This is a genomic window from Sulfitobacter sp. S223 (assembly GCF_025143825.1).
Taxonomy (GTDB): domain Bacteria; phylum Pseudomonadota; class Alphaproteobacteria; order Rhodobacterales; family Rhodobacteraceae; genus Sulfitobacter.
In genome coordinates this window covers 546,620-560,253 of the sequence record NZ_CP083560.1, presented here as the reverse complement: position 1 = coordinate 560,253, position 13,634 = coordinate 546,620, and the positions used below count along the sequence as shown (strand labels likewise).

The 13,634-nt window shown below is 55.8% G+C and carries 18 protein-coding genes; 8 read left to right on the top strand and 10 right to left on the bottom strand.

Annotated elements, in window-relative coordinates:
* Nucleotides 1-36: 36 nt before the first annotated feature.
* The 9 genes from era to folK form a co-directional block, all read right to left on the bottom strand.
* Nucleotides 37-954 (bottom strand): GTPase Era, encoded by a 918-nt coding sequence (gene era / locus K3757_RS02755; protein WP_259999139.1) that lies wholly within the window; start codon nucleotides 952-954, stop codon nucleotides 37-39.
* Nucleotides 951-1,637 (bottom strand): ribonuclease III, encoded by a 687-nt coding sequence (gene rnc, locus K3757_RS02750; RefSeq protein ID WP_259999137.1) that lies wholly within the window; start codon nucleotides 1,635-1,637, stop codon nucleotides 951-953. Before rnc ends, era begins: the two co-directional genes overlap by 4 nt.
* Nucleotides 1,634-2,470, bottom strand: a complete 837-nt coding sequence (gene lepB, locus K3757_RS02745) for a signal peptidase I (protein WP_259999135.1) — start codon at nucleotides 2,468-2,470, stop codon at nucleotides 1,634-1,636. Before lepB ends, rnc begins: the two co-directional genes overlap by 4 nt.
* Before the next feature lie 66 nt (nucleotides 2,471-2,536).
* Nucleotides 2,537-2,938: a holo-ACP synthase gene (gene acpS / locus K3757_RS02740; protein WP_259999133.1), complete on the bottom strand. Its 402-nt coding sequence runs from the start codon at nucleotides 2,936-2,938 to the stop codon at nucleotides 2,537-2,539.
* A 43-nt stretch (nucleotides 2,939-2,981) separates the two neighbouring features.
* Nucleotides 2,982-3,734: a pyridoxine 5'-phosphate synthase gene (locus K3757_RS02735; protein ID WP_259999131.1), complete on the bottom strand. Its 753-nt coding sequence runs from the start codon at nucleotides 3,732-3,734 to the stop codon at nucleotides 2,982-2,984.
* A complete protein-coding gene (locus tag K3757_RS02730; RefSeq protein ID WP_259999129.1) occupies nucleotides 3,727-4,410 on the bottom strand; it encodes a DUF2062 domain-containing protein in 684 nt (227 codons plus the stop codon). Before K3757_RS02730 ends, K3757_RS02735 begins: the two co-directional genes overlap by 8 nt.
* A complete protein-coding gene (locus tag K3757_RS02725) occupies nucleotides 4,407-6,560 on the bottom strand; it encodes a bifunctional (p)ppGpp synthetase/guanosine-3',5'-bis(diphosphate) 3'-pyrophosphohydrolase (RefSeq protein WP_259999127.1) in 2,154 nt (717 codons plus the stop codon). Before K3757_RS02725 ends, K3757_RS02730 begins: the two co-directional genes overlap by 4 nt.
* A 43-nt stretch (nucleotides 6,561-6,603) precedes the next feature.
* Complete coding sequence (gene rpoZ, locus K3757_RS02720; protein WP_259999125.1) at nucleotides 6,604-6,957, bottom strand: DNA-directed RNA polymerase subunit omega; 354 nt, start codon at nucleotides 6,955-6,957, stop codon at nucleotides 6,604-6,606.
* A gap of 70 nt (nucleotides 6,958-7,027) precedes the next feature.
* On the bottom strand, nucleotides 7,028-7,618 hold the full coding sequence (folK, locus tag K3757_RS02715) for a 2-amino-4-hydroxy-6-hydroxymethyldihydropteridine diphosphokinase (RefSeq protein WP_259999123.1): 591 nt from the start codon (nucleotides 7,616-7,618) through the stop codon (nucleotides 7,028-7,030).
* A 174-nt stretch (nucleotides 7,619-7,792) separates the two neighbouring features.
* Between folK and K3757_RS02710 the strand changes: the two genes are divergently transcribed.
* From K3757_RS02710 to K3757_RS02675, 8 genes are all read left to right on the top strand, one after another.
* The gene (locus tag K3757_RS02710; RefSeq protein ID WP_259999121.1) at nucleotides 7,793-8,350 is read left to right on the top strand and encodes an NYN domain-containing protein; all 558 of its coding nucleotides are present in this window, start codon (nucleotides 7,793-7,795) and stop codon (nucleotides 8,348-8,350) included.
* A gap of 214 nt (nucleotides 8,351-8,564) precedes the next feature.
* On the top strand, nucleotides 8,565-9,317 hold the full coding sequence (locus tag K3757_RS02705; protein ID WP_259999119.1) for a LuxR family transcriptional regulator: 753 nt from the start codon (nucleotides 8,565-8,567) through the stop codon (nucleotides 9,315-9,317).
* Between the two features lie 80 nt (nucleotides 9,318-9,397).
* A complete protein-coding gene (gene ispH / locus K3757_RS02700; protein ID WP_259999117.1) occupies nucleotides 9,398-10,348 on the top strand; it encodes a 4-hydroxy-3-methylbut-2-enyl diphosphate reductase in 951 nt (316 codons plus the stop codon).
* Nucleotides 10,349-10,588: 240 nt separating this feature from the next.
* On the top strand, nucleotides 10,589-11,203 hold the full coding sequence (locus K3757_RS02695; protein ID WP_259999115.1) for a LysE family translocator: 615 nt from the start codon (nucleotides 10,589-10,591) through the stop codon (nucleotides 11,201-11,203).
* On the top strand, nucleotides 11,203-11,658 hold the full coding sequence (locus tag K3757_RS02690) for a DUF3429 domain-containing protein (RefSeq protein WP_259999113.1): 456 nt from the start codon (nucleotides 11,203-11,205) through the stop codon (nucleotides 11,656-11,658). The genes K3757_RS02695 and K3757_RS02690 overlap by 1 nt, the downstream gene beginning before the upstream one ends.
* Nucleotides 11,655-12,248: a class I SAM-dependent methyltransferase gene (locus K3757_RS02685; RefSeq protein ID WP_259999111.1), complete on the top strand. Its 594-nt coding sequence runs from the start codon at nucleotides 11,655-11,657 to the stop codon at nucleotides 12,246-12,248. Before K3757_RS02690 ends, K3757_RS02685 begins: the two co-directional genes overlap by 4 nt.
* The gene (rnhA, locus tag K3757_RS02680) at nucleotides 12,241-12,696 is read left to right on the top strand and encodes a ribonuclease HI (protein WP_259999109.1); all 456 of its coding nucleotides are present in this window, start codon (nucleotides 12,241-12,243) and stop codon (nucleotides 12,694-12,696) included. Before K3757_RS02685 ends, rnhA begins: the two co-directional genes overlap by 8 nt.
* Nucleotides 12,693-13,316 (top strand): trimeric intracellular cation channel family protein, encoded by a 624-nt coding sequence (locus K3757_RS02675; protein WP_259999107.1) that lies wholly within the window; start codon nucleotides 12,693-12,695, stop codon nucleotides 13,314-13,316. Before rnhA ends, K3757_RS02675 begins: the two co-directional genes overlap by 4 nt.
* A gap of 80 nt (nucleotides 13,317-13,396) precedes the next feature.
* Here the strand turns inward: K3757_RS02675 and K3757_RS02670 are convergent, their stop codons facing one another.
* Nucleotides 13,397-13,633, bottom strand: coding sequence for a hypothetical protein (locus tag K3757_RS02670; RefSeq protein ID WP_259999105.1), 237 nt, complete (start codon nucleotides 13,631-13,633; stop codon nucleotides 13,397-13,399).
* Nucleotide 13,634: the final 1 nt, after the last annotated feature.

Below are 13,634 nucleotides of genomic sequence, written 5' to 3'. Positions count from 1 at the left end.
TCATAACAGATCCACAATCGCACGCGATGTTGCGGGTCATTGGTTGCCGTCCTTGAACTCCAGCCCCATCTCGGAATAACGCTCTGCCTCTTCAAGCCAGTTCGGACGAACCTTCACCTGCAAGAAAAGATGCACTTTGCGCCCTAGAAACTCCTCCATTTCTTCACGCGCAGCTTTGCTGACAGCTTTGATTGTCTCACCTTTGTTGCCAAGAACAATTCCCTTGTGGCCATCCCGCATAACATAGATCAGCTGGTCAATCCGCGCTGACCCGTCCTTGCGTTCTTCCCAGTTTTCCGTTTCTACCGTCAACTGATAGGGAAGCTCTTGATGCAGGCGCAAAGTCAGCTTTTCCCGCGTCATTTCGGCGGCGATCATCCGCATAGGCAGATCAGCGATCTGATCTTCTGGATACAGCCATGGCCCCTCGGGCACTTCGCCGGCCAGCCACGTGCGCAAAGCCTCTACGCCATGACCCTTTTCAGCCGAAATCATGAAGGTCTCTACGAAAGGATAGGCCTCATTCAGCTTCTGGCTTAGTCCCAAAAGAACAGGCGCCTCTACACGGTCAATCTTGTTGATGGCAAGCGCTACACGGGCGTTCTCACCAATCTCGTTCAGACGCGCCAGAATACGTTCGACACCTTCGGTTACTCCGCGCTGCGCTTCTACCAGAAGCACCACCAGATCAGCGTCCGATGCACCGCCCCACGCTGCGGCAACCATCGCGCGGTCCAACCGGCGACGCGGTTGAAACAGGCCCGGCGTATCCACAAAAACAATCTGGCTGTCACCCTGCATCGCGACACCACGGATGCGCGCACGCGTTGTCTGCACCTTATGCGTGACGATTGAGACTTTCGCACCAACCATCCGGTTCAAAAGCGTCGACTTGCCTGCGTTGGGCTCTCCGATCAGGGCAACAAACCCCGCGCGTGTCGGTGTTTCGGTCATGTGTCTCGCTCCAATTGCGCCAGCAGCGATGCTGCGGCGTCTTGTTCTGCGGCGCGCTTGGCGCCCGCTGTCGCACTTGCGGTCTGTCCAGTGGACAAGCGCGCTGCGATTGTGAATATCGGAGCGTGGTCCGGTCCGCTCCGCTTCGTCAATACGTAGGCAGGTGGCTCTAGCCCGCGGGCCTGCGCCCACTCCTGCAAGGATGTTTTAGCATCGCGCGCGTCCTCTTTGACAGACGTCGTCCGCGAACCCCACAAACGCAACACCAACGCGCGTGCCGCGTCAAAGCCACCGTCAAGGTAAACCGCCGCAATCACCGCCTCCATGGCATCGCCCAGTAGCGCCTGCTTGCGCCGCCCGCCTGACAGCATCTCGGACCGACCAAGCCGCAACACTGCGCCGATGTCGATCTCACGCGCAACATCGGCGCAGGCTTCTTTGCGCACCAGAGCGTTAAAGCGCGGGGCCAACTGACCCTCTGAGGCTTTTGTATCGAGCGCCAACAGCGCCTCTGCCATTACCAGACCCAGAACACGGTCGCCCAGAAACTCCAAGCGCTGATTGTCGTCACGGTTTGCCGTAGACATCGAGGCGTGGGTTACCGCTTCGCTCAGCAGCCTGGGTGCCTCGAACGTATAACCAAGGCGTTTCTCGAACGCTTTGAGTTCAGCAGAGAGCTTCACTTGATCGCTTTGAAGAAGCGATCGCCGCGCCACGTCCAGAAGAACAGCATCGAACGTCCACCAGAGCTGAACACAATCCGGTCAGCGCGGCCAATCAGGTTTTCAAACGGCACGAAACCAACGCCTCCGGCTGTCTGCGCCAAACGGCTGTCAGCAGAGTTATCGCGATTATCGCCCATGAAAAAGTAGTTACCCTCTGGAACCGTGTAGACGCCGGTGCGATCAGAGGCTTGAGGGCCGATGTTAAGCACCACATGGCTCACGCCGTTGGGCAAGGTTTCAATCGCACGATCCTTGCTACATATGCCACCTTGGCCTACTGCGCCGTTGGCGCAACGTGGACGCAGACCTTGTGGGCCCTGCAGCTCCATCAGCTCTTCGAAGTTGCCCGCGGGTTCTTGGGGTGCGGCCACACCGTTGATCTGGACGATACCGTCAGTGATCTGAATTTGATCACCGGGCAAACCGATCAAACGTTTGATATAGTCGCGACCGGAAATCGGATGCCTGAAAACCACCACGTCGCCGCGCTCTGGCTCGCTACCGAACAGGCGCGTGTTGTCGCCGTCAAAAACGCCACATAGCTTTTTCGCATCTACATTTATGCCAACACTGGGGATGATCACACTTGGGCAGGAGGCATAGGAATAGCCGTACGCCATCTTGTTCACAAAAACGAAGTCACCGATCAGCAACGTCTCTTTCATTGAGCCGGAAGGTATCCAGAATGGCTGGAAAAACAGGGTGCGGAAGACACCTGCAATCAACAACGCATAGACAACAGTCTTGATCGTTTCGACAATCGGGTTGCCTGTCTTTTCGGTCTTGGCCATCCGGCGCTCCTAGCGTGTTTTGTCAGGGTTACATGCGCAGGGCAGCGCGCGGTGTCAAGGTGCGCATCAGCCGAGCTGCCGCGCCTCGATCACGACAAATGCCTGCGCCCAAGGGTGATCGTCGGTCAGTGTCACATGAATGATCGCCTCATGCCCCTCCGGTGTCATGGTAGCCAGTCGGTCAGCAGCCCATCCCGTCACTTCCATAACAGGCTGACCGGTATGCAAGTTGCTTACAGCCATATCGCGCCAGCTGATCCCCATACGAAGCCCCGTTCCAAGTGCCTTTGAGCACGCCTCTTTTGCGGCCCAGCGTTTGGCGTAGGTCCCTGCAACATCCACACGACGTTCGGCCTTCGCCTGCTCTATCGGCGTGAAAACACGGTTACGAAAGCGGTCGCCAAATCGGTCCAGCGTGCCTTGGATACGCTCGATGTTCGCCAGATCCGTGCCAATGCCCAAAATCATCGCGTATCCTCGTTCAATAGAAAGCTACCCGTCGGCGAAACCTTTAGACGGCGCGCGCCTCATCCATCAACCGGCGCATCTCAGCGATGGCAGGCTCAAGTCCCAGGAAAATTGCCTCACCGATCAGGAAATGCCCGATGTTAAGTTCCATCACCTCGGGAAAGGCTGCGACAGGGGTCACTGTGTCATAGGTCAAACCGTGACCGACATGCACCTCAAGACCCAAATCATGCGCAAATGTCGACATGTCGCGCAGCTTGCCCAATTCCAGCTCTGCCTGCTCGAAACGGCCCTCATGGTAGGCATCGCAATACGCACCTGAGTGAAGCTCAATCACTTGGGCACCAATACGGTGCGCCGCCTCGATCTGGCGCTGTTCTGCCGCGATGAAGATCGACACGCGGCTGCCTGCCTCACGCAATGGCGCGATAAAATGGGCCAACCGGTTCTCTTCGCGCGCGACTTCAAGACCGCCTTCGGTTGTCCGTTCCTCGCGCTTTTCAGGCACAATGCAAACCGCATGCGGCTTATGACGCAGGGCAATTTCTTGCATCTCTTGAGTAGCGGCCATTTCAAAGTTCAGCGGAACAGTCAAAATTTCCATAAGGCCCTCAATGTCCGCATCCGAAATGTGGCGACGGTCCTCGCGCAGGTGTGCTGTAATGCCATCCGCGCCAGCCTCTTGCGCGATACGGGCCGCGCGCAAAGGGTCAGGCGTATTGCCACCACGTGCGTTACGCACCGTTGCGACATGGTCAATATTTACGCCCAAACGAAGCTTGCTCTTATCAGCCATTCGCTCTTTCCTTTTTATCTTTTGCAGCCAGCTTCTTCTCTTCGGCTTTCGCGGCAGTTTTTGCTTTTAGCGCCTCGAATTTTGCCTTGATCAGGCCTCTGCGACGCTTTTGGTATGCCCGCAAAACCGGCACAGCCAAATAATAACCCAGTGTCGCGAAGAAGATACCGGACACAATGCCGCCGATCAAATAGGGATAAAAGACATCCCGTGAAAAGATCGCCAGACCTGACCAGTCCATGTTGTCCGATGTGAAAATGGAAATGACATTGTGCCAAAGGTCACTACCCGCATCCGAAAACTTGCGGCTCAGCGCGCGCAATTCGCCTTCTTGTAGCTCGGTTCCCAATATCCAGTGGCCAGACTTTAGAGAAGACAGCGCGATGAACAGAAATGTCAGAGGGTTGCCCACAAATGTCGCCATCAGGGATGCAAGAATATTCCCCTTCATTGCCTTTGCAATCAGGACGGCAAACAGAAAGTGCATCCCGAACAACGGCGTGAAGGTAATGAATACCCCCGCCCATATTCCACGGGCGATCCGCTCGGGACTGTCGGGCAAGCGGCGCATCCGGTGTTTGACATAGTGGAAAGCCCGCGCCCAACCACCGCGCGGCCAAAGAAACTCGGCCATCGCGCGGCCAAGTGATTTCGGATCACGGCGCTTGAAGATCACGGCAGATGTCCTCCCGCCGCTACGCTGTCCCCGACCGCATGCACGTTGCGATATCTGTTGATCGCAGCGACATCGTTTTCGGCCTCCAACGTCAGCATCAGCGAATGAAGCTGTGCAGCATCGCGCAACTCAACATGCACCAACACCCGGAAAAAGTCCTGTTTCCGCTCAACAAAGTTCAAGTCTGCGATGTTTGCGCCTGCTTCACCGATCAAGGTGCAGATGCGTCCCAGAACACCTCGGTCATTTGCGACCGTCAGTTCAAGGGTGGCACCGTAGACGGCGGGATGGCTGCCGTCATGCCAGCGTAGATCCAGCCAGCGATCAGGTTGCTCTTCGTAGTCGCTCAATCTGTCGCAATCAATCGCGTGCAGGGTCACGCCCTTGCCGCGGAATGTAATCCCGACGATACGTTCGCCTGGCAGCGGCTCACAACAGGATGCGCGGTCAAAGGATTGCCCCGGTTCAAGCCCGATAACCGCACGCTTGCGATCCACTTCCTCGCCGGTCACCAAACCAAGCTCGGGGTAGACCGCGCTAACGACCTCGCGGCCTGTGCGGTTTGAACTGCCCAGTTGCTCCAACAGGTTGTCCACACCGCCAACACGCAACGCCCGCGCCGCAGTCGCCAACACCTTGTCCGTTGCTCTTTTTCCAACATGTTCAAACGCTGACCGTGCCAATTCGCGGCCCAACTTGATAAACCGTGCGCGATCAACTTCACGCAAGGAGCGGCGAATGGCCGTCTTGGCCTTGCCCGTCGTCGCGATATCCAGCCACGTGGCCTGCGGCGTCTGACCTTCAGCTGTGATGATCTCAACCGATTGACCGTTCTTCACGCGGGTCCACAACGGCACGCGCAGCCCGTCAATCTTGGCCCCCACACAGGCAGAGCCGATACGCGTGTGGATGGCATAGGCGAAATCGATCGGCGTGGCGCCGCGCGGCAGCTTGATCACTTCGCCCTTGGGCGTGAAGCAGAATACCTTGTCGGTATACATCTCAAGCTTGACCGCTTCGAGGAAGTCTTCGTGATCGTCCTCGCCGTTGAACTGTTCTGTCAGTTGCGCAATCCACTTAACCGGATCAACCGCAAAGGGGTTCTTTGAGCGGACACCGTCGCGGTAGGACCAATGCGCCGCAACGCCTGTCTCTGCGACGTCATGCATCTGGCGTGTCCTGATCTGCACCTCGACCCGCTTACCATCACGGCCCGAAACCGTAGTATGGATGGAACGATATCCATTCGTTTTTGGCTGACTGATATAATCTTTAAAGCGCCCCGGCACGGCGCGCCAGCGACGGTGGATTGCACCCAGCGCACGGTAGCAGTCTTCCTCACTGTCCGTAATCACACGAAATCCGTAGATGTCAGATAACCGAGAGAACGACTGCTCCTTTTCTTCCATCTTACGCCAAATCGAATAGGGTTTTTTGGCACGGCCGAAAACCTCGGCTTCCATCCCTGCCTTGGCTAGTTCCTTACGCATATCCGTCGTGATCCGCGAGATGACATCCCCGGTCTCTTTCTGGAGCATGATAAACCGGCGCATGATGGAATGGCGCGCTTCGGAGTTGAGAACCCGAAAAGCCAGATCTTCAAGCTCTTCGCGCATCCACTGCATACCCATTCGGCCTGCAAGAGGCGCATAGATATCCATGGTTTCACGCGCTTTCTGCGCCTGCTTTTCGGGACGCATCGCCTTGATCGTGCGCATGTTGTGCAACCGGTCCGAAAGCTTCACCAGAATAACCCGCAGATCCTTGGACATCGCCATGAATAGCTTGCGGAAGTTCTCGGCCTGCTTGGTCTCGGAAGAGTTCAGCTGAAGATTGGTCAGCTTCGTGACCCCGTCCACCAATTCAGCGACCTCTTTACCAAACTTCTCCTGCACTTCTGCATAAGAAGCGGGCGTGTCTTCAATAGTATCGTGCAAAAGTGCTGTGATAATGGTGGCGTCATCCAGCTGTTGCGAGGCCAAAATGGCGGCAACAGCTACAGGATGGGTAAAGTAGGGCTCACCGGAGTGCCGGAACTGCCCTTCATGCATGCGCTCACCGTAGGCATATGCCGCGCGGATCGACGCTTCGTTTGTTTTGGGATTGAACCCGCGAACCAATGTGACAAGGTCATCGGCAGTGGTTGTCATTATCTGCCTCAGCCCTCAAGCGGAACGGTCATTCCCGCCGCAATCACCCCTGCCCTTGCGCAGCCATCAACTGCCGCAAAAGCATTTCTTCGGACATGCTGTCTTCTTCCGGCTTGTCCTGCTCGGCGCCCATAAGAATCGCCATTGCGTCTTCTTCGGGCTCATCAACTTCGATCTGGTTCTGGTTGCTTTCGATCAGACGCTCGCGCAGATCATCGGCGGACTGCGTTTCATCCGCGATCTCGCGCAGCGAAACCACAGGGTTTTTATCGTTGTCACGGTCTACAGTTACAGCAGAACCTGCGGAAATCTCACGCGCGCGGTGAGCCGCGAGCATCACCAGCTCAAACCGGTTCGGGACTTTATCAACACAATCTTCGACGGTTACGCGGGCCATTGGACGCTCCAATAAAATATCTGCTGGAAAACGCTACCTAGGCCCGTTCGCCCCGATTTACAAGCAGGTATTATAGCGCAAGCACCTCATCGCGCATCGCCTGCGGCAATGCGTCATGCATCTGCTTGATGCTTAGTCCGGTCACTGGATGGCGCCAATCAGGGGCGACATCAAGCATCGGCACCAGGACAAAGGCACGCTCCGCCAAACGGGGATGAGGCAGGATCAACTCCTCCGGCGCGGCGCTTTTTTGTGTCTCAAGCGGCATCTCACGCCAGTATTGGTGTGTTTGGGCATTCGGCAACACCAAATCTTCCGCTGCAATCATATCCAGATCCAACGTGCGTGCGCCCCAGCGAAGCTCACGCCGCCGTCCAAGATCAGCCTCGACCGCATGCAATTCTAACAGCGCACGGTCTGGAGACCACGCCGACCCAAGCACAGCTGCCGCATTCACGAAATCCGGACCAGAGCCTTCCGGAAAAGCTGGTGTTTGAAAAAACCGGCTTTGGGCGCGAATCACAAAGCCTCTGTCTCGAAGGGAAATCAATGCGCGTTCAAGCACTTCGGCAGGTCCGATTTCATCGACACCAACGTTAGAACCCAACGCAATCAAGTAGCTGATGTCTGCCGCCGCAGATCTATCAACAATTTTCCCCATGACATTCTCCAGCAATACCTGTCATTCTATTCGGATAGCCCGAAAAAACTACGGATAGGTTCAAATATCCGAAAGTATATAAGAACTATCCATAAGCTGATTATCGGTACCACAATTCCCATTTGACGTATTTGAAAATGTACTGCACTACGCTCCTAAATTTGAGGACTTTATATGTTTTACAAAGACGAGCGGCTAGCTCTCTTCATCGACGGCTCCAATCTTTACGCGGCAGGCAAGACGCTTGGCTTTGACATAGATTACAAGCTGTTGCGGTCTGAGTTCATGCGCCGGGGAAAGCTTTTGCGCGCTTTCTACTACACTGCTTTGCTAGAGAATGATGAATATTCTCCGATCCGCCCGTTGGTAGATTGGCTGCACTATAATGGTTACTCAATGGTCACCAAAGCAGCTAAAGAATACACCGACAGCATGGGGCGACGCAAAGTAAAAGGCAACATGGACATCGAATTGGCAGTCGATGCAATGGAGCTTGCTCCCCACCTTGATCACATCGTCATTTTCTCCGGTGATGGAGATTTCCGACCACTAGTTGAAAGCCTTCAACGACAAGGTGTGCGCGTGTCAGTGGTTTCAACTATCCGCAGCCAGCCTCCGATGATTTCAGACGAACTGCGTCGTCAGGCAGACAACTTCATTGAATTGGACGATTTGCGTGATGTAATCGGCCGCCCTCCGCGTGAAGTGCCCGACAACACCCCAACAACCTGACTGACGGCAGAAAATGCCAACGAGAAGCAGACCAAAGAATAATGCACCGAGCCATTTTCACAGCATCGGTGCATTGTCGTTATAAAAATCTAGCTCATCTCAAAACAAGCGGGCCAACAATACGCATTCTGAGTGCGCGGCCCGAAATTTTACTACCATCCTCGACAAAACATATCTCCCCCCTTAAAAAGGGGGGTGCGGATGGAGGCGTCTGATGATTGTTGATAGAGCCGCAAAAATAGAAAAGGGTCAGACGATTGATGAGGTCTGGAACGGGCTGCTTGACGTCTTGCCGCTGATCGGAATGGATTTTGCAATTTACATCAGCGTGACGAAGGACTTCGAAGCTCCCTTTACGCTCAGCAATATCCCTGACCTGTACGAGAAAACACCCCCCACAGAAGACCCCTTCCTGATCCATTCCTGCAATAGCTATGAAATCTTGCCGGTCGGTCCGGCCTTTTATCATAGATACACCTATATCACTGACGCTGATCGGGCCTTCATCGAACGTGCAGGGAAGCGGGGCTTTCACGCGGGGATCGCTATTCCAATGCGTTTGAAGGGCAACGACCGATTTGGTGGCGTCATCCTTGGCAACGGCATGGATATTACTGAATTTTCAGAGAAAATCCTGCCCAAGGCGGACGAATTGCGCCTTTTCTGCATGATCATCCATCGCCGCATCGAAGAGCTTGTCGCCTCCCCAGAGCAGCCGGTGACGGCAGAAAACCGTACCGCTCTTGTGGCGCAAGCGCTTCCGGAAATCTTTGACAAGCTGACACCCCGCGAAGCCGAAGTGATCATGCTGCTGTCACAGGGAAAGACACGCGCACAAACAGCCCAAATCTGTAATATTTCAGTACATACCGTGTCCGACTACGCAAAGCATGGCTACCGCAAACTTGGTGTGCACAACCGTGGCGAAGCCGCTGCCCTGATGCTTCCGCCCGATAGGAGAGTTTAGGTCCGCGGATTTGCGTCAATTCTGCACTGGACCTGAAGCAAACCGCACCTTACCTCTGTAGGCCAATCACGGAGCAACCGATGAAAAATCCGCCCCTTACCCTTTATCTTGCCGCACCCCGCGGCTTTTGCGCAGGCGTCGACCGCGCGATCAAGATCGTCGAGATGGCGCTCACCAAATGGGGGGCGCCTGTCTATGTCCGGCATGAAATCGTGCATAACAAATTTGTCGTCGACGGCCTGCGCGAAAAGGGGGCTGTGTTTGTCGAAGAGCTTTCAGAATGCCCCGATGACCGGCCTGTTATCTTTTCGGCCCATGGCGTGCCAAAATCAGTCCCCAACGCCGCGCAGGCGCGCAACATGGTCTACGTAGACGCGACCTGCCCGCTGGTAAGCAAGGTCCACATAGAGGCCCAGCGCCACGCCGATGCCGGCTTGCAGATGATCATGATTGGCCATGAAGGCCACCCCGAAACCGTAGGTACGATGGGCCAGCTTCCCAAAGGCGAAGTGTTGCTGGTCGAAACGCCCGAAGATGTTACCCGTGTCAAAGTTCGCGACGAAACAAAGCTGGCCTATGTCACCCAAACCACGCTCAGCATCGATGACACCGCTGATATCGTCGCTGCGCTACGGGCACGATTTCCTGCGATTGTCGGCCCGCATAAGGAAGACATCTGCTACGCTACGACCAACCGGCAGGAGGCCGTCAAAGCGATGGCGCCAAAATGTGATGCAATGCTTGTGGTCGGCGCGCCAAACTCTTCCAACTCGAAGCGCCTGGTCGAGGTTGGGTCCCGTGCCGGATGTGCCTATGCGCAGCTGGTCCAACGTGCAGATGACATTGACTGGCGCGCGCTGGACGGGATCACCAGCATTGGCATTACCGCTGGCGCATCTGCCCCCGAAATTCTTATCAACGAAGTAATCGACGCGTTCAAAGCACGCTATACTGTCACAGAAGAATTGGTAGAAACCGCCATCGAGAACGTAGAATTTAAAGTTCCCCGTGTTTTGCGAGAACCCGCCTGACGGCAGTGTCCCTGTTCGGCTTCGCATGAAACACAGTACCGATGATACGGGTCCCTGAACCGATCTCGGCGCGCGTTCTTTATGTGGGGCAGGCAGTCACCTGCTGCGCGCAGGCAACGCCAGCACCACAGGCCACCATTCGTTCTTACTCGCCTGAACACCCTACTCACCAGATAGCGAGCATGGACACCAAGGGGATCGTGCGGCATCGTAGCAATGCACACAGCAAAGGAATTACTGATGATCACCCTCCAATTCCTGCTTACCGCGCTTGTTGTCGTCATCGCCCCCGGCACAGGCGTGATCTACACCCTCGCCTTGGGCCTTGGCCAAGGTCGGCGCGCATCCCTCTGGGCAGCATTAGGCTGTACCGTTGGGATCGTTCCACACTTGGCCGCGGCGACCCTTGGGCTGGCTGCCGTTCTGCACACATCCGCACTCTTGTTCACGGCCGTGAAGTGGGCTGGTGTCGCATATCTGCTTTATCTTGGCTGGCAGGCCCTGAAGGATGGTGGCGCGCTAAGCGTACAGGAAACCGGCACCCGCCAAAGTGGCTGGCAGATTGCGCGTCGTGGAGCGTTGATCAACATCCTCAACCCAAAGCTGTCGATCTTCTTCCTCGCCCTTTTGCCTCCCTTTTTATCGGGCAACCCCGCTTCGGCAACGGCAGAGATGACCGTGATGGGCGCCGTATTCATGACCCTCACCTTTGCCGTTTTTGCCTTGTACGGCATTTTTGCTGCTGCCGCCCGCCGCCGCCTGCTAGGGTCAACGCGCGTCATGACGTGGCTCAGCCGCTCCTTCGCTGCTATCTTCGCTGCCCTTGCTGGTCGGCTCGCATTAGAGCGCGCCTGATGTTCGGTATCCCACGCGCCCCTCTGATACTCGGCCTTGCGGGCTTGCTTCCTTTCATTGCGGCGGCATTCGTGTCCACCTTCCCCGGCACCGCCTCTGATGCGCAAACCGCCCACTTACTGACAGCAGTGGACGGGCTCGCCGCCCTATCGCTTTACGGCACCATCATTTTGTCATTCATGTCTGGCGTGCTCTGGGGTTTTGCCACCAAGGTCGAAGGATCGAAGGCAACCATCGGATACGTACTGTCGGTTTTACCTGCGCTCTGGGCATTTTTTCTGCGCGGCAGCTCGGTTACAGACACTCTCTTTTACCTTTCCATCGGGTTTCTCGGCTTATTGATCCTTGATTACTATTTCTTCCGCAAAGGGTTGACCCCGCCGTGGTGGATGCGCCTGCGGATCATGTTGACCGTCATCGTAGTTGTTTGCCTCTCCATTGGTGCAGCCCAATGAGTGATCCTGAAACGCTATCTGTCTATGCGGCACAGTCTGCGCAATACGCATCTCTTACAGATGCGGTATTGACGAATGACCCAATGCTTGCGGACTTTATCACCTCCTTGCCAGAAGGCGGCAGCGCGCTCGACCTCGGCTGTGGGCCCGGCGCCGCAGCCGCTGCAATGGCCGAAGCTGGATTGAAAGTACACGCCACTGACGCTGTTCCAGAGATGATCGTTCTCGCCAGCCGTCACCCTCTCGTCAAAGCCGAAGTCAGATCTTTCGACCAGATCAGCGGAGCTGGTATTTACGATGGCGTCTGGGCCAACTTTAGCTTGCTTCATGCGGACAGAGACGCGCTCCCCACAATCCTCAAGGCCTTACACACGGCGATGAAGCCTAACGGCCGCTTTCATATCGCAATGAAGCTCGGCTCGGAAACAAAACGCGACGCGATAGGCCGCCAGTACACCTACGTCACCGAAACCGAACTGCGCAGCTTGCTCTCCAACGCCGGCTTTACAGTTGGCAAAAAACACACAGGTCGCGATAAGGGGCTGGACGGCACCTATGCGGATTGGATAGCACTCGCCGCAGATGCCTAAGCTATTCGCATATACAGACGGTGCCTGCTCGGGCAATCCCGGCCCCGGCGGCTGGGGTGCATTGATGCAGGCTGTCGATGGCAATACCGTCGTCAAAGAGCGGGAGCTCAAAGGCGGCGAGGCAAATACAACCAACAATCGAATGGAACTGCTGGCCGCCATCAACGCCCTTGAAGCGCTGGAGCGGGACACCGAAATCACAATCGTCACAGACAGCAATTACGTCAAAAACGGGATCACTGGCTGGATCTTCGGCTGGAAGAAAAACGGCTGGAAGAACGCCGCCAAAAAGCCAGTGAAGAATGCGGAACTCTGGCAGCGCCTTGATGCGGCAAACGCCCGCCATCGTGTCACATGGGAATGGGTCAAAGGCCATGCAGGCCATCCGGAAAACGAGCGCGCCGATGCGCTTGCCCGTGCCGGTATGGCCCCCTTCAAATCCAAATGACACTGATCAGCTTTCTTGATTACGCCTCCGTAATCGTCTTTGCGCTTACCGGCGCATTGGTGGCCAGCCGCGCGCAGCTAGATCTGGTAGGGTTCGCATTTATTGCCTGTCTCACAGCCGTCGGCGGCGGGACAATCCGCGACCTGCTGCTAGATCGCAACCCGATCTTCTGGATTGCTGACCCCTCCTATCTTGGCGCAGCCGCTGTCGCCGCGTTGGTTACTTTCTTTACTGCCCACCTTCTAGAAAGCCGCCTGCGCACAATCATCTGGCTTGATAGCTTTGCGCTGGCCGTCGCCGTTGCTGCCGGCGCAGGTGTCGCCATGAGCCTCGACCAAGGGCCAGTCATCGTTGTCCTGATGGGTATCGTAACAGGTTGCATGGGCGGTTTGATGCGAGACGTCGTCGTGGGTGATGTTCCAGTCGTCCTCAAACAAGGCGAACTTTATGTGACGGCCGCCTTCGCAGGCGCGGCAACAAGCGTTTTATTGAAATCCTACATGCCCGGAGTGCCCTACGGCCTCATCATCGGTGCCGCTGTCACATGGGTGTTGCGGGCTGGCTCAATCTTTTTCGGCTGGCATTTACCAGTCTACAAAAGCGCCCCGCCAAAAAGCTGACATTACCTATTTCTTTTGGCCAAAAATATCCCGGGGAAGGTTTTTCCGCCAGGAAAAGCCGGGGGCTGGCCCCCGACCAGCTATTTTCGCCAGTGAAACGGCACAATAACCAGCGCACCGATAGAAGATGCAATCGCATTCACGCCCGGCGATGCAAAACCGATGCCAAACATCAGACGAATGAAGTAGAATAAGAATGCCCCGCCAACGCAGATAATGATGCTCGCCAATATGCCATTGTGCGTAAACTCTGTCTTTTCCGAGAGATACCCGATGATCCCCGCAATCACGACAGTTCCGATCATGGTGGGAAACATG